The organism is Psychrobacter cibarius, assembly GCA_030686115.1.
GTDB lineage: Bacteria > Pseudomonadota > Gammaproteobacteria > Pseudomonadales > Moraxellaceae > Psychrobacter > Psychrobacter cibarius_C.
Map to the genome: position 1 here is coordinate 2,819,865 of CP131612.1, position 22,056 is coordinate 2,841,920.

Here is a 22,056-nt window from a genome sequence, read left to right on the forward strand (position 1 = left end):
AATTTAATGGATCAAAATAATTGGTAATAAAAACAGTCAGCTATAAGAATATAGGCTACAGCGTTTGCCAGATAATATCAGCCACTTGCTTGCTCGCACTTCGATTGGCAAGGGCATGGCCTTTTTTGGCCATCGCTAGGCACTTCTCTCGATTAAGGGCAGCAAGCTCATTGCTCAAACGCTGTGCTGTCAGTTCAGACTGCGGTAACAAAATCGCCGCATCGTGTGAGGTTAAAGTGCGGGCATTAGCAGTCTGATGGTCATCTACCGCGTGCGGCAGCGGTACAAAAATTGCGGCAATACCAACGTTTTGGATTTCCGTAACCGTCAATGCCCCTGCTCGGCAAACAATAATATCTGACCAATTATAAGCGGCGGCCATATCGTCGATAAAAGGCTGTACCACAAACTTGTGCATACTCAAGTCTTGCTCATCGTAAGCTGCTTGTGTGGCAGCCTCATTGTTACGCCCGCATTGATGACGCACTTCAAAAGGCTGGTTGAGCAATGCCAGCGCTTTTGGCACAGTGTCGTTTAAGGCTTGTGCACCAAGTGAGCCACCCACCACCAACAGTTTAAGCGGTGAGCTGTCATTAACATCATAACGCACCGTCGGTTCAGAGACACCAGTAATGGCATTGCGTACTGGGTTACCAACCGTTTCAAGCTTAGCATCCTGTGCACTATTGGCAAAGGTATCCTCAAATGCTTGCAGCACCTTGGTTGCAATCTTGGATAGGTAGCGATTACTCATGCCTGCAATGGCATTTTGTTCATGGATAATCAGAGGCGTATTGGTCAGACGTGCGGCGATACCGCCAGGCGCTGTCACATAACCACCGAAACCGACAACTATGTCAATTTGATTACTACGAATCACCTTTATAACTGCCATCGTCGCTGATAATAAGGTCACTGGCAATTTCAATAAACGCCCGATTCCTTTACCGCGTAAACCCTGCATCTCAATCGCATGAAAAGGATAACCAGTCGGTGCAACCAAGCCGTTTTCCATACCATTTGGCGTTCCTAGCCAATGAATAACCGCACCACGCTGAGTCAATTCCTCAGCCACTGCCAGCGCTGGGAACACATGCCCGCCAGTACCCGCGGCCATCATTAATATATGCGGTGCTTTCATGAACGCCTGCCTATCTTTTCTTTATTTATATGAAGGACTTATTATCTTATGATCATCTTAGTCATCAGCCAATAATGACCCTATAAAATCTCGCATAGTATAGTGTAAATCGTTGGCTGATATATAGCACTTTATGCACTGTCAATAACAAAAATCCAAGCCGCGAGCAATCACGACTTGGCTTTTATAAATACTATCGAAAAATCATAAAAGCATCGTTTATAAATGACGTTTTATCGCCTTTTTATGCGCTATGAAAAGATGCTGTTTATCAATCTATCTTAGCACAGTGTTTTTTAAGTATTGTGCGCATAGCTTAGTGATAAATCACTCTATCCTTACAGCGTTGCGCAAACTGCTACTTTATTCTCAATGGCGATGATAAAATCGGTCGCAATATCTGTACCGCATTGATCATCAATTTCACGTACACACGTTGGGCTGGTGACATTAATCTCGGTAATACGACCGCCGATTAAATCGAGCCCGACGAACATTAGACCTTTTTCTTTAACAATAGGTGCCACGACTTGGGCCACTTGACGTTCGATATCGGTGAGCGGCATCGCAACACCGCTACCACCCGCCGCAAGATTACCACGGGTTTCGCCTTTGGTGGGAATACGTGCCAAGCTATAATCGACCACTTCACCATCAACGATCAACACACGCTTATCGCCTTCTTTGATCTCTGGTAAATAACGCTGTGCCATAATCGGCAAGGTTTCAAGCTCAGTTAAAATCTCAAGCGTGACGCCGATATTTGGACTATCTGCGGTCAAGCGGAAAATCCCCGTACCGCCCATACCATCTAATGGCTTAACAATGACGTCTTGCTGCTCAGCGATAAACTTGCGAATATGCGCCTGTTTACTGGTCACAATCGTTGGGCTCATATAATCGCTAAACCACGTGGCAAATAGCTTTTCATTACAATCACGTATCGCTTGTGGGTCATTGACCACTAGCACACCAGCAGCTTTGGCATGATCAAGCATATAAGTGGCATAAATAAAACGCATGTCAAACGGCGGATCTTTACGCATCAACACCACGTCATAGTCGCTGATTGGCGCTGTCGCTTTATCCCCTAATGTATAAAAATCTTCAGGAGCACGCTTGATGGTCACTGGCTGCGTATCAACCATCAGTTGCCCACGATCCAACCATAAATCATGAATCTGACAATAGCCAAGGCTGTGCCCACGGTCTTGTGCCGACCACATCATCGCAAGGGTCGTGTCTTTTTTATAATTAACTTGCTCGATAGGATCCATAATAACGAGTATGTTTAACGATTTTTTTTGATTTTCTTGGCTCATAATAAAGCTCACTTACGTTATATTATTAATGTAGAACAGCTTCGAACTCAGTGCCCAACTATACGCCGTACTGCGCGCGATAATGTTGCATCTTGGCAAGTTGGGTCGCGTCTTTATGCTGACCGCTTTGTACGCCATGGTCATCTGCCAAATAACTGATTAAATCATCGATATCGACGAGTGCACGCACTGGTACCTCTAATGTCGACGCCAACTCTTGAATAGCAGAATGCTCAGCCTGACCTTTTTCTTTACGGTCAAGAGCAACGATAATACCAGCAACGCTAGCGCCTGCTTGTTCTAAAATCTCAACCACTTCACGCATCGCCGTACCAGCGGTAATGACATCATCGAGTACCCAGACTGCTTTACCACTAACGTCAGCGCCTACTAAGTTGCCACCTTCGCCATGAGTTTTGGCTTCTTTGCGATTATAGCCCCACTTGGCATTGATACCATGATGAATCCATAAGGCTTGCGCGGTTGCTGCCACAAAAGGAATACCTTTATACGCTGCCCCAAAGATCACCAGCTCCTGCTCATCTGTACCGTTATGACTAGCAGCCATTTGCTCAGCCAAGGCATCAGCATAACCACACGCAAGCAACGACAACATCTCACCCGATGCCAGCAAGCCTGCATTAAAAAAATACGGACTAATACGCCCAGACTTGAGGACAAACTCGCCAAATTTGAGAACTTGATTGTCTAAAGCCAGTTGGATAAATTGGTGTGAGGAGAAAGAAGGGTGTTGGGCATTAGGCATTGAGGCATTAAGCATGGAAGCGTTCCTATTGACAAAAAGAAGAGCAAAAAATTGGCGTTATTGTACGCATTATTGGTCAGCTTGACCAACCATTGATGTCGTAATCCTGCATGTTAGGATAACGAGTCAATAGGCCACTGCGCGATGAGAGATTAAAATAACACTGACCGTCATCACTTACTTGTATCTCCCAACCTAAATGATACGCGGCAACAATAACATGTCCTGTGAAAATGCGTATTTGACGGTAGGCATGGCGCTGCGATGGCTCACAAATGATTTGACTCAGCAGATAACTGCGTATGTGCTGACAGATTTGCGCGGCGCTATAGCGGTGATTGATACTTTTGCGTGTCTCGCACTGCCTCAATGCATGGACAGCGACGCTACATGCCATAATATCAGTAGCCAAACTGCCCTCGCCTGTCTCAAATTGCTGCGGCTGCAACACCACCTGCCAATCTTCGGCGTAAACACTGTTGAGCAACTCATCTGGATTATACCGTTTGGTCAATGCACGGAAAGAAGTCTGTTTGTTTTTAGCATTACTACTAACGCTCGTATCGGTACTTACAGAAGAGCCATTCAGTATAAAACCGTAACGATGCAGTTTTAGATAAGCACGAAGCGCCTGCTGAATATCAGCCATGTCGAGCAAAGTCATACCATTTAATGATGATAATAATGGTTGCGTGCTGTGATTGTGATAAAAGCTGTCTGGAAACTCGACAAGCTCTGCTGCCCGCAGTAATGACAGATGCTCGCCCAATACTTCTGAAGCAATCAGCGCCCATTTTGACAAGCTGTGTTCTTTAGGCTGATAAAAACGCGCAGAGCGACCATAAAGTCGTTGCAATTGACCATTTAGACGCCTAGCAGGCTCTGGAATATCGCTCAAGGGTCTGGCAGGATCAAGTGCCAAGCGACTCGGGTCAAAATTAGGATGTACAATCGCAGGTTGGGTACTATCTGGCAAGATAGACGACTGCTCAGCATTGCCTTCTGAAATTGTACCGCCTACTGCTTTTTTAAGATCAGCACTGGGTAAATGAGTGTCAGAAGTAGAAGGCTGGGTCATGAAATCTCCATAAGCTATAAAATATAAAAATAATTCTAATTAAATCAAACTGGCATATTACTCTTGATGTTGTTCTTGATATTGTTCTTGATGACGCAAAATATTACGGTAACCGACTTGCCAATCAGGATATGCCAACCAAGCTAATGGAATATTACTGTGCAAGCGTTTTCCCGTAACCGCTACTTTTTTATCGTCAAGAGCAGGAGGCGTTTCATTTATCTGCTGACTTAACCAGATACCCAACTCAAAAGTCGTGACTGGCGCATAATCAGTAGCAATATAAAGGGGCTTGGGCGCATCGATAGTCAGTACGTTAGCGATGATAACGACCAAATCGCGATCCATAATCCGATTGCTCCAATGCGCGGCTGCCACTGCTTCCTTTTGTGGTTCGCGGGCTTTGCGCAGACGCATGAGACGCGCGCGGCCATAAATACCACTTGGACGAATGATAATGGCTTTATCCCCAAAGCCTTGTTGCAGGACTTGTTCTGCTTGCAATATCACCTGCGATGCTTCGCGTTTTGGCGGCACAGGTGCAGTATTGTCATCAATCCATTCGCCGTTATCTTGCCCATAAACACCCGTTGATGAAATAAAAACAATGCGTGAAAGGTTGGTGAGTTTGTCCGCAAGCGTTGCCAAATGCTGGCTAATTGCTAAGTAGCTGTTGTGATAGCCACTGGTCGAATAATCATCGGGGGTAACGATAATTGATATCGCCGTAAAATCTTGCAGCTGCTCAGCCGTCAGAGTCAATGCATCGGCTTGCATAAATTCAGCGTTATCATCCAAAGAGTAATGATGGCGCTCACCACGAGCCAAACCTGTGACATTCAAGCCGTCCTGTGCTAGCTGGTTGCTGACTGGCAAACCAATATCACCTTGACCAATAATCAATAAATTTTGCGTACTCATCATTTATCCTTTATTCGAACGCCATTTCTAATGACTGCTTATACATCTTTTTAATAATCTATACATTTTTTCAGTAATAAGTGTTAAAAATAGCGTCTGTACGACAGCTGTACGTCTTCATTGGCATCAACACGATCTTGCCAATCATAATTAGCATTGATGCGTAATGCTTGTTTTTTATCGATATCATACTGCAGCCCTAATGTCGATATCGGCTGCCAATAATGACCACGGGCATTAGACTCATCGCTGCTGCCATGATACCAATATGGCAGTTGCAATTCAGCCTGCGCGCGTAACTGATTGTTAATCTGATAACGACAGCCTGCATTGACGCCAGCACCAACGCGAAAGCCTTTATTGATACCGCGCCCTGCTTGCGCTGTGCCGGACAAAAAGGTATAGCATAGCTGCGGCGGCATCTCGCCTGTACCTGTGCGAGGCGTGCCAAATGCCCATGACCAACCTGATTCATAGCCCAAGCTCCCAACTAAATGATCGCGACCGTCTTGCTGGGAGCCATCATTCACACGCGTCGCCTCGATGCTGGCGCCCCACGTTTTGCCTTTTTTGGCAGAATTGACCGGATTAAATGAGCGCCCACGAATCAATGTCACATTTTGCAAAACCACACTGTTTGGCTGATTGGCTTTGTCATTATCGGTGTCGTACAGGCGCAAAGTCGCAGATGCGCCTTCTAAGTCAAAAAACTGTGGGAATCCTGAGGGACGATCGAGAATATCATGATAGCCCGCTCGTAAGCCCAAATCGATATAGTTATTATCACCGCGCTGTCCTAGTCCCATATGAGCCAGTTGCAGCGGATGTCTGTCTATTGGATTGTTATCTGATACCACTATAGTAGGCTGCAATAACGTCTGTCCATCAGCTGACATACTCGAAACCGCATTGAGTTGGGCAGATTTAATCTCATTGATCGTCTGCTTGGCGCTGTTGTGATAGCCGAATTGCTCGCGCTGCTCTTTAACCTTGTTTAACTGCGCTTGGCGTAAAGTACTATCAGCAGGGGTATAGTTGGTGCTGGCAAGTAAGCCTTCATCATCAAGCAATTGCACGACATCTGAGGGAATAACCGCATAAGGCAGCTGACTCAATAAGTGCTGCTGCGGACGCACCACATCAATTAAGCGTAAAATCTCAGACGCACAGTTATCTGTGGTGAAGTAATATGGCAATTTTAAATCTTTGGTTTCCCAAACGTGCAACATAATCTGTTGCACTTCCGCTGGTGTCAAATCCAATTGATACGTCCATGCATCACGCTCGTCTTCTTGCAGATATTTCGCCAGCCTTGCTGGATAAGGATCAATTTCAATGAGATTGTCATAACCGCCGGTCATTGATTTGATGGCATACACCACAAAATTGTCTTTTGGGTTACCACCAACCGTATAATTCAGCGCAACCGCATGATGAATCTGGCTCGGATCAGCCACGCTCGCTTTTGAGTCGATACGCAATAAGGTATGAGCAAAGGCTGATAAAGGGTTGTCTAAATATTCTTGGGCAAACATGATAGAGAGCTGCTCGGGGGCAATCTTCTGCATCCATTCATTCAACTCCGGACAGTCAACTTGTAGCGTCGCCTTATCAATGTTCAATGTATCGGTCAACCATTGTACACGCGCTGGAAAACGACATAATACCGAACTGTTGGCAGTATTTTTTTTGACAGTACGATTATTCGTTGTCGCTACCTCATTAGCGAGGGCGACGAGTAACGCATCAAGCTCGGCATTCGAGTCTTGCCGACCATGCTCACTCAAAAAAAAGTCAGCCTCATCAACCATGCTGGTGTCTTTTTTCTTACCAATCAAGTTCCTTTGATCATCAAAAAAATACAATAAACGTCGCCATGTCGTATCTTGGGCTAAATTTTGTGTTGCTGCTTGCTCACGCCACTTGGCTAACAACTGCTCAGCGTTGCTTTTTTTTAGTACTTGAGTATCTTCTTGAGTGGCATTATCTGGCGTATTATTAGCGATTGCGGCAGCTTGCAGTGTAGGCGCCAATGCCCCTGTCGTAACTAACGATTCTGGCGTTGGAAGAATAGCCTGCGTTTGTGCAGAGAGTAGCAATCCTACAATAGCAAATGGTAAACGTGCTCGTTGGCTCATAATAGTTAGGGTACAATCTACAGAGAATAAATTAGGCTTTAGAATCATGGGGTAAACCTCGCACGTTACTATTCATACGCCAATAGCGTGATTGATGGCTAGTTGATAATGCCGATTGGATCGTCCACTAAAATAACCTCAAAAACCATATAAGAGCTAGATCATTGAAATATCTTAGTCAAAGTGGCTGTTATCAAAGTTGTTACTATCAAAACTACTGTTTTCAAGGTAGCTACTGTCAGAATGGCTATTAATTGATAAAAAATGGCTAGCAACCAGCGGTCAATACCCACTTATTAATATCATGATAAAAGAGAATATTATGTCCATAACACCAATAACGATTAACGATGGCAGATTATCTGCAGCCACATACCTTGCATCACCAAACTGCAATCTGCGACCAACAGATATGAGTATTGATACTATTGTTATTCATAATATCAGCCTACCGCCGAACGAGTTCGGAGCATCTGATACTGACGGCACCCATTACGTTAAAGCATTATTTACCAATCAGCTAGACTGGGCGGCGCATCCCTATTTTCAAACGATTAAAGGCGCGGAGGTTTCGGCTCACTTATTTATCGAGCGTGATGGCGCGATAACTCAGTTTGTTAATTTTAATGAGCGCGCGTGGCATGCTGGACGCTCTAGCTACTTGGGTCGCCCTGAATGTAATGATTATAGCATCGGTATTGAGCTTGAAGGGTCTGATTTTGTGTCCTTCACCGCCGCACAATATGAGGTACTTGCAAAAATAGTCTGTGCCATTTATGCCGCCTATCCCAAAGCTCGTCGTCATCTAGCAGGTCATAGCGATATTGCCCCTGGTCGCAAAACAGATCCCGGTGATTATTTTGAATGGGCAAAATTACGTGAGATGGTCGCCAACATTCTTGAGGGTTAAGTCATATGGATAATTATTTTGTCAGTCCTGTTAAAAGCTCTATTAACAGTTAACTGTATGCATTATATTCCACATCCAATCCATTTATCTCGATTATGAAAATGCTATAATTCGTCAGCTTTTTGATAGCAGCAACTTAGTAAACAACCATCAGTAAACAACCTTCAATAAACAAATTAGCACAATAGGTTCTCATGGCAAAAAGTCGGTTATTTCGTTCAACCATGGTGGTCAGTAGTATGACCATGCTGTCTCGTATTTTAGGTCTGGTACGCGATGTCGTATTGTTAGGCGTCTTTGGCGCTGGTGGTCTGATGGATGCCTTTTTAGTCGCCTTCAAAATCCCAAACTTTTTGCGGCGTTTATTTGCAGAAGGTGCTTTTAGTCAAGCCTTCGTCCCTGTACTGTCCGAATACAAAGAAAAATATAGTTTGCAGCAGGTACAAATCTTAGTCAGTCGTACTTCAGGCGCTCTGTTGTTAATTTTGTCGATGCTTACCGTCGTTGTTATTTTAATGGCACCTTGGGTCGTGACTTTATTCGCGCCTGGTTTTGCGGATCAACCAGGTAAGTTTGCTATTACCGCTGAATTACTGCGTCTGACCTTTCCTTATTTGCTATTTATTTCTATGACCGCCTTTGCCAGTGGCATTTTACAAAGCTACGGACGCTTTGCTGCGCCTGCCTTTGCACCCGTGTTATTGAACTTATGTATGATTGGTGGCGCGCTAATTTTTGCCCCTATGTTCGATGTTCCTATCATGGCACTAGGCTATGCGGTCGCTATCGCAGGATTGTTGCAATTCTTACTGCAGCTGCCTCAGCTATGGCAACAAAAGCTGCTGGTCGCACCCAAGGTCGACTTTCAGCATGAAGGCGTTCGCCGTATTTTAAAACTCATGCTGCCTGCTATCTTTGGGGTCTCTGTCACTCAGATTAATCTGCTACTCAATACCATTTTTGCCTCATTGATGATTGGTGGCTCGGTTTCTTGGCTGTATGCCGCAGAGCGTATGAGTGAGCTGCCGTTAGGACTGATTGGCGTGGCAATCGGTACAGTCATTTTGCCAAGCTTATCAAAAAGTGAAGCCCAAAAAGATGATGTTAGCTTTAAAAAGACCATCGATTGGGCGGCACGCTTAATCATTTTAGTCGGTGTTCCGGCATCAGCAGCGTTGTTTATACTCGCCGATGTACTGATGCAAGCACTGTTTTTGCGCGGTGAGTTTACCTTACGCGATGCGCAGATGAGTTCGCTCGCATTACGTAGTATGGCTGGTGGTATTTTAGGCTTTATGCTTATTAAAATCTTTGCCCCTGCTTTTTTTGCCCGTCAAGATACCAGAACACCCGTAAAAATCGGTATCATTTCTGTCTTTGCCAACATGATTTTTAGTGTCATTTTCATCGGTATATTTTATTTCTTAGAGATTCCGCTACATGGCGGCTTGGCATTAGCAACCACAGGCGCGGCCTTTGTGAACGCAGGCTTATTATATTACTTCTTACATAAACGTGATATTTTCCGCTTTGGCAGCCATTGGAAAAAACTATTCACCCAGTTTGCGATTGCGACCAGCGCTATGATTGGCGTACTTTATGTCATGCTGCCTTATTTCCCTAGCGATGATGCGCAGTGGCGACGTATCGCCGCTTTACTCATTATGTGTGCCGTAGGGGCACTGGTTTATGGCGTGGTATTACTAGCCACTGGTTTCCGTCCGCGCCAGCTAAAGCATGGTTAAGCAGCTTCACTTACGAAACCAAAACAAGCTTAGTAAGAGAATGGATAGTGAATGACGCGGATAGTTGCCATAATTAACCATTAACGAATAAATAAAATCTGAGGGCTAATAATGATAACCAAACGAGTAACCTTGCTACGCTTACCAACTATCCTGACCGCTGGTGTCCTTAGCACTGGACTGCTTTTAAGTGCTTGTAGCGATAACGATAAGACAGCTAATAGTGCTGAAGATACGGCAGCCATCGCTGAAGGCAGTGCTGATGAAAGCATTGATGCTGAAAATAGCGCTGCTAATCAAACGTCAGAAGTGGATGCGAATAGCACAGTTGATAGTAAGCAGGCGGCTGAGAGTGGTAAAGATGAAACGGCTATTGATAGTGATGATATCAATCCAGTCACTTCTGCGACCAAGCAAAAAAGCCTCGTAACCAATCCAACCCAAGCTGGCACACCAGAAGATACTGTAAAGCAAGCACTAGATAGCTTGTATTATGGCGAGGTAAAAGAAGCCGTTAGATATTATAAAGTAGATATGGCAAACTTCGAAGAAGAGCTGGCTAAAACCCAGTATGCCTTTCAGCAAACGGTCGATGGCGTCACTATTACCGATACTAAATACAGTGATGATAAAACCCGTGCCACCATCATTGGGAAGCTGATGCTAAAAGGACAAAGCGAACCTGCACCATTGACCTATCAGCTACAGAAAATAGAAGGTCAATGGAAGATCTTGGGTTAAGCTATTTTAGCTTACTTATCTGAAGCATCATCCGATGTCACCGCTTTACCCAACATTACAACATCAGCGATAAAGCCTTGCATATCACACACTTTTGGCATATATCCCCATTGCTCAAAACCAAGCTTACGGAACAATCCTAAGCTTGGCTGATTGTGCGCAAAAATAAGCGCGATTACATTATGAATGCCAAGGCTTGGCGCTTGTGTCAACATCCAGCATGTCAATAAACTGCCCAATCCTTGACCGTGAAAATCCTGATGCAGGTAGATACTAATCTCAGTGCTGATATGATAAGCCGGTCGTGCATATAAATCGCTAAAGCTGCCCCATGCAACGATTGTTGTTGTCTCTGTTTTCGCTGCATTCTGCGTGGTCTTATGCATCACTTTTACCACATAAATAGGACGCGTCGGACTGTTTATATGCTCATCAAACCAATCTGCACGCTCTTCACAAGTCACTGGAGTAAGATTGGCAGTGGCTTGCTTACCTGCAATAGTCTGATTGTAAATCGCCAAAATCTCTGACAAGTCGTCTCTACTTGCAGGCTGCACGACAAACTCATCCGTAAGATAATGTTCCGACAAAACAGCTGGCATAGCATTTAAGGCAGCAACGGGCATAAGGTCTCCGTAATTATTAATTAATAGTCTATGAGTGATAATTGTTGCTAGATGATCCATCTATACAGAGGGTCATTACAAAAGCATGTGGACAAACATCACAGTATTTTAAGATGACAGAGCGGATAGCGCCATACTTTTATTGTCGGTAGACTATAGGATGTTAGTGTGCTCATTTTACTTTATAATGGCTGATTTTAAACACATTGATTTTGGTACGAGTGTGTTTTTTCTTTTTTATCCGGTCTTATCTATCATAGCTGAAAATTTATGAACACCTATTTTCTTGAGCAACTGATTGCCTCGCCAAGTAATTTGACTACAAATACTAGCCCAGTAGATTTAGCGCCCTGTGTGCTCACTATCGGTAACTTCGATGGTGTCCATCTTGGTCATCAAGCAATGCTTGAACAAGTCCGTGATATTGCCCATGCACAAAATCTTGGTTCTGCTGTCATGATATTTGAGCCACAGCCTCGTGAATTTTTTGCGCCAGCCACCGCGCCTGCTCGCCTCACCAATCTCGCTGAAAAACAAGCTTTGTTAGCAGAATATGGCGTTGAGACCTTGATTGTGGCAGGATTTGATGCAGAGTTTCGCTCGCTATCCGCCCAAGCATTTGCCGATCTTTTAGCCCTGCGCTTAAATGTCAAAGCGTTAGTGTTGGGTGATGACTTCAAATTTGGTCATGACCGTACTGGCGACAGTCAGTTTTTGCGGAATTATGGCTTAGATGTGACCAATCTACATACCGTCATCGATGATAGTGGTAAAGCGGCACGTATCAGCTCTACTCGCGTTCGGGACTTACTATTGGCTGGTGATATTGACGCTGCTAATGCGCTACTTGGTCGCGATTATGCGATTACAGGAATGGTCGTTGGTGGTGATAAAATAGGTCGCACCATGGACTTTCCTACTGCGAATATTGACCTACAGCGTTTAAAACCTGCCCTGCATGGTATCTTTGCTGTTGATGTCCTCAGCCTCGACGAGGATGGGCAAGTGATTGCTGATGGCTTATCGGCACTTGCTATAGATGGCAAATCAGGTATCTCAGGATTACGTTCCAACAGCCTCTTTGGGACAGCCAATATCGGCACCAGACCCTCTGTCGATAAACAACATGATTGGCGTTTGGAAGTGCATTTCCCAGAATTAAATGCCGATTTATATGGATTAACTTTACAGGTTCGATTTTTGCATTATTTACATGGTGAACGACATTATGATGGCTTAGAAGCATTAAAAACAGGCATCCATAATGATGTCAAAGCATTAATTGAGTGGCGAGAGCAGCAGCCCAGTTAGATAGCTAGTAGGCTTAAATGCGGGCGTCGATATTTATAATTTATAAAAAACCCACAGCGTTTATAACGTTTGTGGGTTTTTACTTAATAGGGGTTTTTCTAAGCATCTGGATGCATACGTACGTTTAAGTCATCGATGACCTCTACCCATTCCGCATCTTTTTCCCATTCTTCTTGTAGAAAAGTACGTTGATTGTCTGTCCAAATGCTCGCTTCTATCAACTTCTCTTCTTTATCCAACTGATTATTTTCAATAAAACTATCAATCGCTGCATCTGAGCTATCAAGTCCCAACTGTGCAAATAATTCATTCATATTGTATTCTGGTTCACCCAACATACTTTTCTCCTTAAATGGTACGAGTGTCTTTGTGTTTATTATCTAAATTGACACATTTATTGTAGCAAGCTTTATTTTAATAGCTGTTAATCAACGTGTATCTAACGTTATCAATTGTATTTTGATAGGCAGACAAAACACAAAAAAGCCCTCTAATGTAGAGGGCTTTTTTAGATCAATTTCTATAAAACAGCTTTATGACATGATGACATGATAATATCGTGACATTGGCCGCTTATGGAAGCAGGTGTGCTACTGCATCACGTTCTTCGCTAAGCTCTTGCTCAGTCGCTGCCATTTTCTCTTTAGAGAAATCTGATGACACATCAACGCCATCTACGATAGACCAGTCACCGTTAGTGCATGTGCATGGGAATGAGTAGATTAAGCCTTTCGCGATACCGTATTCGCCATTTGAATAAACGCCCATTGATACCCAATCGTTCTCATCAGTACCCAATGCCCATGTACGTACGTGTGCAATGGCCGCGTTGGCAGCAGAAGCGGCAGATGATGCACCGCGTGCTTTAATGATTGCGGCACCGCGTTGTTGTACTTCTGGGATATAAGTCGCTTCGTACCATTCGCGATCAACCAAATCTAATGCAGGCTTACCGTTGACAGTAGCAGCAGTCAGATCAGGATACTGCGTTGATGAATGGTTGCCCCAGATGATCATTTTTTTCACGTCATTGACGGTTCTGTCAGTTTTGCCAGCCAACTGTGCCATGGCACGGTTGTGATCTAAACGAGTCATCGCAGTGAAGTTACGTGGATCAAGATCTGGTGCATTGCGCTGAGCGATAAGGGCGTTGGTGTTGGCAGGGTTACCGACAACCAACACTTTTACGTCACGGCTTGCAACGTCATTCAATGCTTTACCTTGTGCTGAGAAAATCGCAGCGTTGGCTTCTAGCAAATCTTTACGTTCCATACCTGGACCACGCGGACGTGAACCGACTAGCAGAGCATAGTCAACATCTTTGAATGCAACGGTCGCATCATCAGTCTGCACAATACCTGCTAATAAAGGGAATGCACAATCTTCTAATTCCATGACCACACCCTTTAGGGCGTCAAGTGCTGGAGCGATTTCAAGCAATTGCAAAATAACTGGCTGATCTTTACCTAGCATCTCACCAGATGCAATACGAAATAACATAGCATAGCTGATATTACCAGCGGCACCAGTGACGGCAACACGTAAAGGCTGTTTCATTGACATTGAATACTCCCTAATTATAGATTAGATAATTCATGATTCTGATTGATGGTTCTAATGGATGACTATCGTTGTAAATAGCGACTTGCCTACTGAATATAGCAGTCATAAACCGAGAGCTAGTGTAGCACTTCGTTCAGCAAATCGTCTAGAGACAATAAGACGCCGACCACCGATTATATTGTTACATTTTATACGGGAGGATTTTTATACCTACTGTAAACCTATACGGATACAGTGCGAGAAAGCAATCAAAGGCAGCTGATAACAGCATTGAGAAGCGTTGTATACAGTGATATAACGCTTAAAATAAGCGAGTATTATTAGGGCGTGTCCTCAATTCAATCAATAAACATTTAAATGGGCTAAAAAACTATTTTCCACCCGAAATGACGAACTTGCTGCCACAATTATTCACAACATTATGACATGTGCCAAATTCGCTCCCTTCATAACAAATATGGATATCCGTCAATGTTGATTGACGACGACTGCCCGCTTGGCAAATCAAATCAATACTGTTTGAGGACATACCGCTGTTAAGCTGGGTCATTTGACTGATAAATCGAGATTTAGAAACCGTATAGCTATTACCCGTATTAAGCTCGTTAGGCAGCTTTAATGCGCCAGCGTAATTGGTAATCTGGCGGAAATAACTACTGGCACTGAGTGGACTACACGCCCCATAACGCTGCCAAGCTTGGCTACGTACTGTCGTATCAGGCATGATACGGTTGACGACTTTTAATTGTAACGGTGTCAGACGTGGCTCACTACCGCGTCCGCAGCGCTCACCATATCCCATATCCAGACCTGATACTGTCAACGAATAACCCTCCAAGCATTGACGCATGCGGGCACGCGTCGGCTGTATGCTACACAATGCTGGTGTCATCTCAATCATCAACACCCGCTGTCCGCTCTTAACAGCGCTCGCGGCATGTACCGGCATCATCATAATGCCTTGCAACATCACTAATACACCGATACTTAGCGTCGTATTTAGTTTATCCATAGATGTATTAGTTATCGAGCTTGATTGGTTTAAATCTGGCGTCAGATTAGATAGCGAGCGCATCTGCATCTGCATCTGCTGAATAGATGACTGATGCTGAACTTTGGATAACAGGGACAGATTGAAATATTTTTTGATCATAGGGGCTGAAGGCATCTAGCAATGATAAAAACATGGGCTATCGTTTAGCTCATAGTGTTCGACGTATAAACACTGATAAAACTAAGAATAGAGCTAACAAAAATGTGTGCGTTGATTGATAAGCACTTATTATAAGCACGTATAAAAGACACTAATTGATGCAATGGTAGCAAAACGTTTTTTTTAATCTATAGCAGAAACGTAAACATAATCTAATGATAGCATCAATAGTACAAAAATATCGCAACGTTAGCATGTCATCATCAGCGATGTTGGGCGTCGAATTAGGCATCGCGTCAAGACAAAGCTAGCTTTGATTGCACGATAAAAAGTGACATAAAAAAACCATTAATGATTGCTCACGAATGGTTTTTTTAATTTATACATTAGCATTTTAGAACGCGGCAGGTATCGTGCCCATGCGCTGGCTAATAGGCTGACTACGACCTAATAGACTGCTATAAATGGTGGCATTTTCCATCACGTGTTTAACGTAATTACGGGTTTCAGGAAAGGCAATCGACTCGACGTACTGGTCGGCTGCGAGCGAACCATATACTGGTTGCCAACGCTTGGCATTGTTCGGACCCGCATTATAGCCAGCCGTTGCCAACACAGGTTGACGGTTTAGCTTACCGAAAATATCACCCATATACCATGTGCCGTAACGAATATTGGTATCGCCACTATTGGCACGGCTGGCGCTATAGGTCTCACCTAAGTTACGAGCAATGTATTTTGCCGTGTCAGGCATCACCTGCATCAAACCACTGGCACCAACGTTTGAGCGTGCTGATGCAACAAAACGACTTTCTTGACGCATGATGCCATAAGCCCAAGCAGGATCGATACCAGCAGACTGACTATAACGTACGACTGCATCTTGATGCGGCATCGGATGTGATAACGCTAAGCTGTCTACTCTATCAGTATTATCAACGGCATAAATTGCTCGGTCGAGCCAGCCCATATCATAGGCTTGACGAGCAGCGGCAATAATCAAGTTATCATCACGCTTGTCGCGCGCCTGCTTTACCGCCCAGTTCCATTCACGATTGGCATAGGCACGGCTGGCGTCAGCATTATATAGAGCAAAAGCACGCGCAAAGTTGGCATCTTGCATAACCCGTGCGCGATCAGCGGTACTGACATTTGGTAAGTTATTACCACCCAAACGACTGGCATCAAAACGCTGACCCACTTTATCCTTTGCCATTAAGCCATAATAGTCATTATTTTTTGCCAAGTTTTGATACATTTTTTTAGCAGTATTACGCTTGTTAGCATGGCTTGATTGCTCATAAGCGCGAGCCAGCCAATATTGCCACTGGTCACTTTTTTGGGTTTCAGCCTCCATTTTTGAGATGGCTTCGACCACATCGTCCCAGCGGCTAAAACGAATCGCTGCCATGGCATAATCTTCGGCTTCTTCAAAATTAAAATCTTCGTCTAGGCTATTGCGGAACCAGTCAACCGCCTCAGCATTAAAACCATCATCCGTATTATGATTCATACGTTGCACCCCAAGGATACGATACGCATAGCGACGAGTCTCCGCATTCAACAATTTAACTGAACGCTGATTGTCTTGCTTAACATCAAAATCTAACTGTAATGCAGCTTCACGGTAAGACTTGTCAGCAACGCGTCCTATGGCATATAGGTATAGGTATTGATTGTTTTGACTGGCAGGTTCTCGACTAAAACGGCTAAAAAAAGCAGACGGATTCAGTTGAATCTCACTCAATGCTGAATAAGCAATGGGCGTTCCTAAACGTGATGACAATGCCATAATATCACCCGTTTTGCCTTTGCGTAGCATACGCTTGAGGCGCGCCGCGCGATCCTGATTGCTAATCAGCGCGTTATTATTCATCTCCATCGCGAGCTGGTCACACAAGGCTGGCTGCTTTTTGGTCGTCAACCAAACTTCAGACTTGGCTGCCATAGCCCGCATAGTATCGCCGCCATTATTGAACCCAAGCGCAACCGCACAGCGCTCACTGGCATCCGCATTGGTAATCAAATTCGCAACTTGGCGTACTGAGGCGTAATCATTGGAGCCTGCTTTAGTCTCGGCAAAATCCGCCACCAGCTTTTCTGCCATCACCGTATTTGGATATTGACGCACAAACTGTGACACTGCCGCCGAACTTTGCGAATTAAGATCCAAATTCATCCGCCAATAAGTGGGATACATGGCAAACAAACCCCCACTCATCGCTTGCTCATAATTGTATAAAGCACTGACATCACCGCGTTCTGCCGCAATTGCCGCTGCTGTAAATGAGCTCACACCATTGTCTGACTGATAGCCACTGTTTTGTTGATAGCTGCCTTCTTGCTGATAACTGTCCTCTTCACCCCACGTCAGCTCAGCACAAGCCACCTGTGACAATCCTAGCGCACTCATTGCTGTCGCCAAACTTAACGCACTGACTCGTAGCGTCCTTGCTTTCAATCGTTTTGCATCTTCATTTTGCTTAATAGATTCTCTATCCTTGATGCTATGAGCAACCTGCGGCTTTGTCATACTGACTCTCTTTGTAATGTGTCCAAATGATTTGGCTAAATAATATGTTTAGAATAACAATGCCAAAACGGCGTAAATCGCGATTTAATCAATCGCGCTAATATGGTCGCATTCATCATACTATACTCGTTGCACTTTCAACCATCACCTTTACCTTTTGTTAATAAATACGATAGCACGGTGTAACATAGAAGTGATAGCAAGCCATAATTTTTGCCAAACGCGTTACTAGTAGCAGTAAACAATTGATACTGTTATAAATAATTTATCATAACGACCAACAATTGACCCTGCTAATTTTTCACATTGTCATAGGGTTGTGATAAAATACGCCACCTGTTAATCACCTATCACGCTATATTTTTAGTCAATCATGGACTTATCCTTATGAGTGTTACTGTATTTAATCCCCGCATCGATGACACTGCTGTCGCTGAAACAACCGCTACTGCGCCTGCTGTCACTGCACTCAAAGAATCAAGTTCAGCCCAAGCACCTGTCAAAACAGCGACTAAGAAAGTCTTTGTCACCACACAGGGCTGTCAGATGAACGTCTATGATTCTGGCAAAATGCTGGATGTGCTCGGTGATTCCCACGGTATGGAAGTCACGCATGATATCGATGAAGCCGATGTGCTGCTGATGAATACCTGCTCTATCCGCGAAAAAGCGCAAGAGAAAGTATTTTCAGAATTGGGCCGCTGGCGCAAACTAAAAGAAAAACGCCCTGACCTCGTCATCGGCGTCGGTGGTTGCGTGGCCTCACAAGAAGGCGATAATATCCAAAAACGTGCGCCTTACGTCGACATGGTGTTTGGCCCGCAAACCTTGCACCGTCTGCCAGAGCTGTATGATCAATCACATGAACAACGTGAAATCGCGCCTAAAAACCGTATCGGTACGATTGATGTGTCATTCCCGAGTATCGAAAAGTTTGACTTTTTGCCTGAGCCAAGAGTGGAAGGGTTTAAAGCCTTTGTCTCCATCATGGAAGGTTGCTCAAAATATTGCTCATTTTGCGTCGTTCCTTATACCCGCGGTGAAGAGTTATCACGTCCACTCGATGACGTATTGGCTGAGATTGATAGCTTAGCAGCGCAAGGTGTGCGTGAAATCAACCTATTGGGTCAAAACGTCAACGGCTATCGCGGTGAAAAAGACGATGGCAGCATTTGCCGTTTCGCCGAGCTATTGCATTATGTCTCGCATGTCGATGGTGTCGAGCGTATTCGCTATACGACCAGCCATCCGCTAGAGTTCACTGATGACATCATTGATGCCTATGCACAATTGCCAGAGCTGGTTTCTCACTTGCATCTACCTGTGCAAAGTGGCTCAAACGCTATCTTGGCAGCGATGAAGCGCAATCACACGATTGATGTCTATATCAATCAGATTAATAAGCTCAAAGCCATTCGTCCTGATATTCACTTATCGAGCGACTTTATCATTGGCTTCCCTGGTGAGACAGATCAAGATTTCCAAGATACTTTGAACTTGGCCAAAGAATTGAACTTCGATCATTCTTATAGTTTTATCTACTCGAAGCGTCCGGGCACGCCAGCCGCTGAGTTGCCAGATGATGTGAGTTTCAAAACTAAAAAAGAACGCTTGGCAGAATTCCAAAAGGTCATCATTGATTCAACGCTAGCGAAAACGCATGAGATGGTCGGCACCACGACACGTGTGTTGGTGGAACAAATTGCCAACCGTCATCCTGACTGCTTAATCGGCACAGCGGATAACACCCGTACGGTTATGTTCCCTCATGATGTCGAAAAAATGGATGAGATGTTGGGTAAACTCGTGAGCGTACGTATTACTGATTTCGTCAGTCCGCACATGGTAAAAGGTGAGCTAATCGAAGTGTTGGCGTAACTGTTAGAAAGCGGCTACTCAAAAATAGCTATGAGTCAATAAGAAAAAGCCGTTCGCTATGATAGTGAACGGCTTTTTTGTTGTTTAAATTTAAGATTAAGATGAGCGATTGCTACTCCGACAACCAATCCGTCTGCCGTAGCTGCTGCTTGGTCTCACGGCGACGTTTTTTTCGGACGATATCGATATCCTCCTTTTCGTGAATACCACCTTTTCTTAACAGTGGATCCAATGCCAAATAGTTGCGCGGCTTGACTGTACCTAGTGAGTGCTGGGCACCTGTTTCAGCTTGCTGTTCTAACTGCCGTTCAATCTGCTTGGCCTTTTTTAGAGTTTGTTTTAAGCTCATATTGTTACCTATACTTTAATGTTTCTGAGATACCAAAGCCGAAACTTGTACACTGAGTACATTTAGTTCGGTTGACATCGTCGTGGCTCGCTATGGTTTAACTCGTTAGCCTTTAATACACATCACCTGCTTCAGCGTATGCACCACTTCTACTAAGTCAGATTGATTCGCCATTACTTCATCAATGTCTTTATAAGCACCGGGTATTTCATCGATGACGCCTTTGTCTTTGCGACATTCAACACCATCCGTCTGTGCTTTTAGCTCATCAATAGTAAACGCTCGCATGGCTTTACCTCGGCTCATCTGTCGTCCTGCCCCATGTGAACATGAGCAAAACGACTCTTCTGCGCCTAGACCGCGTACGATAAAGGATTTTGCGCCCATAGAGCCTGGGATAATGCCAAGCTCACCGGCATAAGCACTGATCGCGCCTTTACGAGTGACATAGACTTGCTCACCGAAATGCACCTCTTCATTGACATAATTATGATGGCAATTGATGGCTTCTTTCGTCAACTGAAATCGTGGTAACCCCGCTTGTGGCGACTGCAATGACTTGATGACTAATCGCATCATCTCACGGCGATTTTCTAGCGCGTAGTCCTGCGCCCAACCCACCGTTTCAACGTAATCAGCAAAGCCATCAGACCCTTCGGCAAAGTAAGACAAATCTCGATCTGGCACATGACCAAAGCGCGATTGACGCTCTTTTTTTGCTAAATTAATAAAGTACTGGCCGATACAATTACCAATACCACGGCTGCCAGAATGCAGCATTACCCAGACATCTTTGTTTTCATCTAAGCAAAGCTCAATGAAATGATTGCCACCGCCGAGTGTTCCCAACTGCTTTGCCCACGTGCGCTCAAAGCCTTTGAGCATTTTGAGTAAACCTGGATGCTTATAAGTAATCGGTTTTAGGCGTTTGCCTAGTGGATCAAGCGTTGAGTTCTTGGCTTGGATTTGTTTGTGCATGTTGAAGCCAACAGGCACTTGCTGCTCAACGATCGACCGCAATGACTTTAAGCTGTCAGGCAGATCACTCGCTGTCAGTGACAAACGCACCGCGTTCATACCGCAGCCGATATCCACACCAACGGCGGCAGGGATAATGGCTGATTTGGTCGGGATCACACTACCGACTGTAGCACCTTTGCCAACGTGCACATCGGGCATCACCGCGATATGCGAGTGTACAAACTCCAACTGAGCCAAATTGCGTAGTTGCTGCATCGCACCTTGCTCAACATCCGAGGTATAAATTTTGACTGGTACGCCGTGTTTACGATTTTCGTTTAATATTAATTGAATGCTCATAATTTATATTTTCTATTTTATTATTTTGGAACCATGTAACGTATTTTCTTATTTATCTATTTTTACAATTTTTAGACATTACTTATCCATCTCTATTAAACAAAATATTTAACAAGAAAATAATTTAATAAACCATAAATTACAGACAATAAAATACCATATATCTATTAAATTAAAAAATTAATAGAAATGCATGGTTAATTTATTATAGGACGTTTTTAAGAAAGGTTTTACCATACCCATTTTGAAAGCATAAACATTATGCATACTGAAAAACATACGCTAAACGATAGCAATCTTATTGGTAATAACGGTAAAGCAAAATGTGAGGTAAACAGATATAGTTAGTTCAATATAATTTCGATACAAGGAAACCGAGTGCAAGTTATACATTAGTATGCTTAGCGAGGATGACGGTGTAGCAGATTTATATATACTTGACTATAGCAACAGGTACAGTGCTGAGCACGGACGCATAGCTATTTTGACACAGTAGACTTAGAGGCAGGATAAAGCGATTAGATACAGAACGCTATTCTGTTGATATCAATAAATAGGATA

General features: G+C 44.1%; 19 protein-coding genes. 5 read left to right on the forward strand and 14 right to left on the reverse strand.

Annotation, left to right across the window (positions count from 1 at the left end):
• Positions 1-55 precede the first annotated feature (55 nt).
• From murG to Q6344_12025, 6 genes are all read right to left on the reverse strand, one after another.
• Positions 56-1,141: an undecaprenyldiphospho-muramoylpentapeptide beta-N-acetylglucosaminyltransferase gene (gene murG / locus Q6344_12000; protein WLG13313.1), complete on the reverse strand. Its 1,086-nt coding sequence runs from the start codon at positions 1,139-1,141 to the stop codon at positions 56-58.
• Positions 1,142-1,479: 338 nt separating this feature from the next.
• Positions 1,480-2,463 carry a glutathione synthase gene (gshB, locus tag Q6344_12005; protein WLG13314.1) on the reverse strand — a complete coding sequence of 328 codons (984 nt, stop codon included), beginning with the start codon at positions 2,461-2,463 and terminating at the stop codon, positions 1,480-1,482.
• A 58-nt stretch (positions 2,464-2,521) separates the two neighbouring features.
• Positions 2,522-3,229 carry an orotate phosphoribosyltransferase gene (pyrE, locus tag Q6344_12010; GenBank protein WLG15211.1) on the reverse strand — a complete coding sequence of 236 codons (708 nt, stop codon included), beginning with the start codon at positions 3,227-3,229 and terminating at the stop codon, positions 2,522-2,524.
• A 76-nt stretch (positions 3,230-3,305) separates the two neighbouring features.
• Positions 3,306-4,307 carry a hypothetical protein gene (locus Q6344_12015; GenBank protein ID WLG13315.1) on the reverse strand — a complete coding sequence of 334 codons (1,002 nt, stop codon included), beginning with the start codon at positions 4,305-4,307 and terminating at the stop codon, positions 3,306-3,308.
• A gap of 57 nt (positions 4,308-4,364) precedes the next feature.
• Positions 4,365-5,228 carry an SDR family oxidoreductase gene (locus Q6344_12020; GenBank protein WLG13316.1) on the reverse strand — a complete coding sequence of 288 codons (864 nt, stop codon included), beginning with the start codon at positions 5,226-5,228 and terminating at the stop codon, positions 4,365-4,367.
• A gap of 83 nt (positions 5,229-5,311) precedes the next feature.
• The gene (locus Q6344_12025) at positions 5,312-7,414 is read right to left on the reverse strand and encodes a DUF4105 domain-containing protein (protein WLG13317.1); all 2,103 of its coding nucleotides are present in this window, start codon (positions 7,412-7,414) and stop codon (positions 5,312-5,314) included.
• A 274-nt stretch (positions 7,415-7,688) separates the two neighbouring features.
• Here Q6344_12025 and ampD point away from each other — a divergent pair, with 274 nt between their 5' ends.
• The 3 genes from ampD to Q6344_12040 all read left to right on the forward strand — a co-directional run bounded on the left by ampD (position 7,689) and on the right by Q6344_12040 (position 10,762).
• On the forward strand, positions 7,689-8,276 hold the full coding sequence (ampD, locus tag Q6344_12030; GenBank protein ID WLG13318.1) for a 1,6-anhydro-N-acetylmuramyl-L-alanine amidase AmpD: 588 nt from the start codon (positions 7,689-7,691) through the stop codon (positions 8,274-8,276).
• Between the two features lie 194 nt (positions 8,277-8,470).
• On the forward strand, positions 8,471-10,021 hold the full coding sequence (murJ, locus tag Q6344_12035; protein ID WLG13319.1) for a murein biosynthesis integral membrane protein MurJ: 1,551 nt from the start codon (positions 8,471-8,473) through the stop codon (positions 10,019-10,021).
• A 111-nt stretch (positions 10,022-10,132) separates the two neighbouring features.
• Entirely contained in the window at positions 10,133-10,762 is a 630-nt protein-coding gene (locus Q6344_12040; GenBank protein ID WLG13320.1) for a hypothetical protein, read from the forward strand.
• 11 nt (positions 10,763-10,773) lie between these two features.
• On the opposite strand, the gene Q6344_12045 is transcribed toward Q6344_12040, so the two are convergent.
• Positions 10,774-11,388 carry an N-acetyltransferase family protein gene (locus Q6344_12045; protein ID WLG13321.1) on the reverse strand — a complete coding sequence of 205 codons (615 nt, stop codon included), beginning with the start codon at positions 11,386-11,388 and terminating at the stop codon, positions 10,774-10,776.
• Between the two features lie 270 nt (positions 11,389-11,658).
• Here Q6344_12045 and ribF point away from each other — a divergent pair, with 270 nt between their 5' ends.
• The gene (gene ribF / locus Q6344_12050) at positions 11,659-12,699 is read left to right on the forward strand and encodes a riboflavin biosynthesis protein RibF (protein WLG13322.1); all 1,041 of its coding nucleotides are present in this window, start codon (positions 11,659-11,661) and stop codon (positions 12,697-12,699) included.
• 98 nt (positions 12,700-12,797) lie between these two features.
• Here the strand turns inward: ribF and Q6344_12055 are convergent, their stop codons facing one another.
• The 5 genes from Q6344_12055 to Q6344_12075 all read right to left on the reverse strand — a co-directional run bounded on the left by Q6344_12055 (position 12,798) and on the right by Q6344_12075 (position 17,948).
• Positions 12,798-13,037, reverse strand: a complete 240-nt coding sequence (locus tag Q6344_12055; GenBank protein WLG13323.1) for a DUF2789 domain-containing protein — start codon at positions 13,035-13,037, stop codon at positions 12,798-12,800.
• Positions 13,038-13,272: 235 nt separating this feature from the next.
• Complete coding sequence (locus tag Q6344_12060; GenBank protein ID WLG15212.1) at positions 13,273-14,256, reverse strand: malate dehydrogenase; 984 nt, start codon at positions 14,254-14,256, stop codon at positions 13,273-13,275.
• Positions 14,257-14,632: 376 nt separating this feature from the next.
• Entirely contained in the window at positions 14,633-15,274 is a 642-nt protein-coding gene (locus Q6344_12065; GenBank protein WLG13324.1) for a ribonuclease T2, read from the reverse strand.
• Between the two features lie 46 nt (positions 15,275-15,320).
• Entirely contained in the window at positions 15,321-15,449 is a 129-nt protein-coding gene (locus tag Q6344_12070) for a hypothetical protein (GenBank protein WLG13325.1), read from the reverse strand.
• A 360-nt stretch (positions 15,450-15,809) separates the two neighbouring features.
• On the reverse strand, positions 15,810-17,948 hold the full coding sequence (locus Q6344_12075) for a transglycosylase SLT domain-containing protein (GenBank protein ID WLG13326.1): 2,139 nt from the start codon (positions 17,946-17,948) through the stop codon (positions 15,810-15,812).
• Between the two features lie 387 nt (positions 17,949-18,335).
• Between Q6344_12075 and miaB the strand changes: the two genes are divergently transcribed.
• Positions 18,336-19,826, forward strand: coding sequence for a tRNA (N6-isopentenyl adenosine(37)-C2)-methylthiotransferase MiaB (gene miaB, locus Q6344_12080; protein WLG13327.1), 1,491 nt, complete (start codon positions 18,336-18,338; stop codon positions 19,824-19,826).
• 112 nt (positions 19,827-19,938) lie between these two features.
• Here miaB and Q6344_12085 read toward each other — a convergent pair whose 3' ends face one another.
• A complete protein-coding gene (locus tag Q6344_12085) occupies positions 19,939-20,175 on the reverse strand; it encodes a hypothetical protein (protein WLG13328.1) in 237 nt (78 codons plus the stop codon).
• A 105-nt stretch (positions 20,176-20,280) separates the two neighbouring features.
• Positions 20,281-21,495, reverse strand: a complete 1,215-nt coding sequence (locus Q6344_12090) for an RtcB family protein (protein ID WLG13329.1) — start codon at positions 21,493-21,495, stop codon at positions 20,281-20,283.
• Positions 21,496-22,056: the final 561 nt, after the last annotated feature.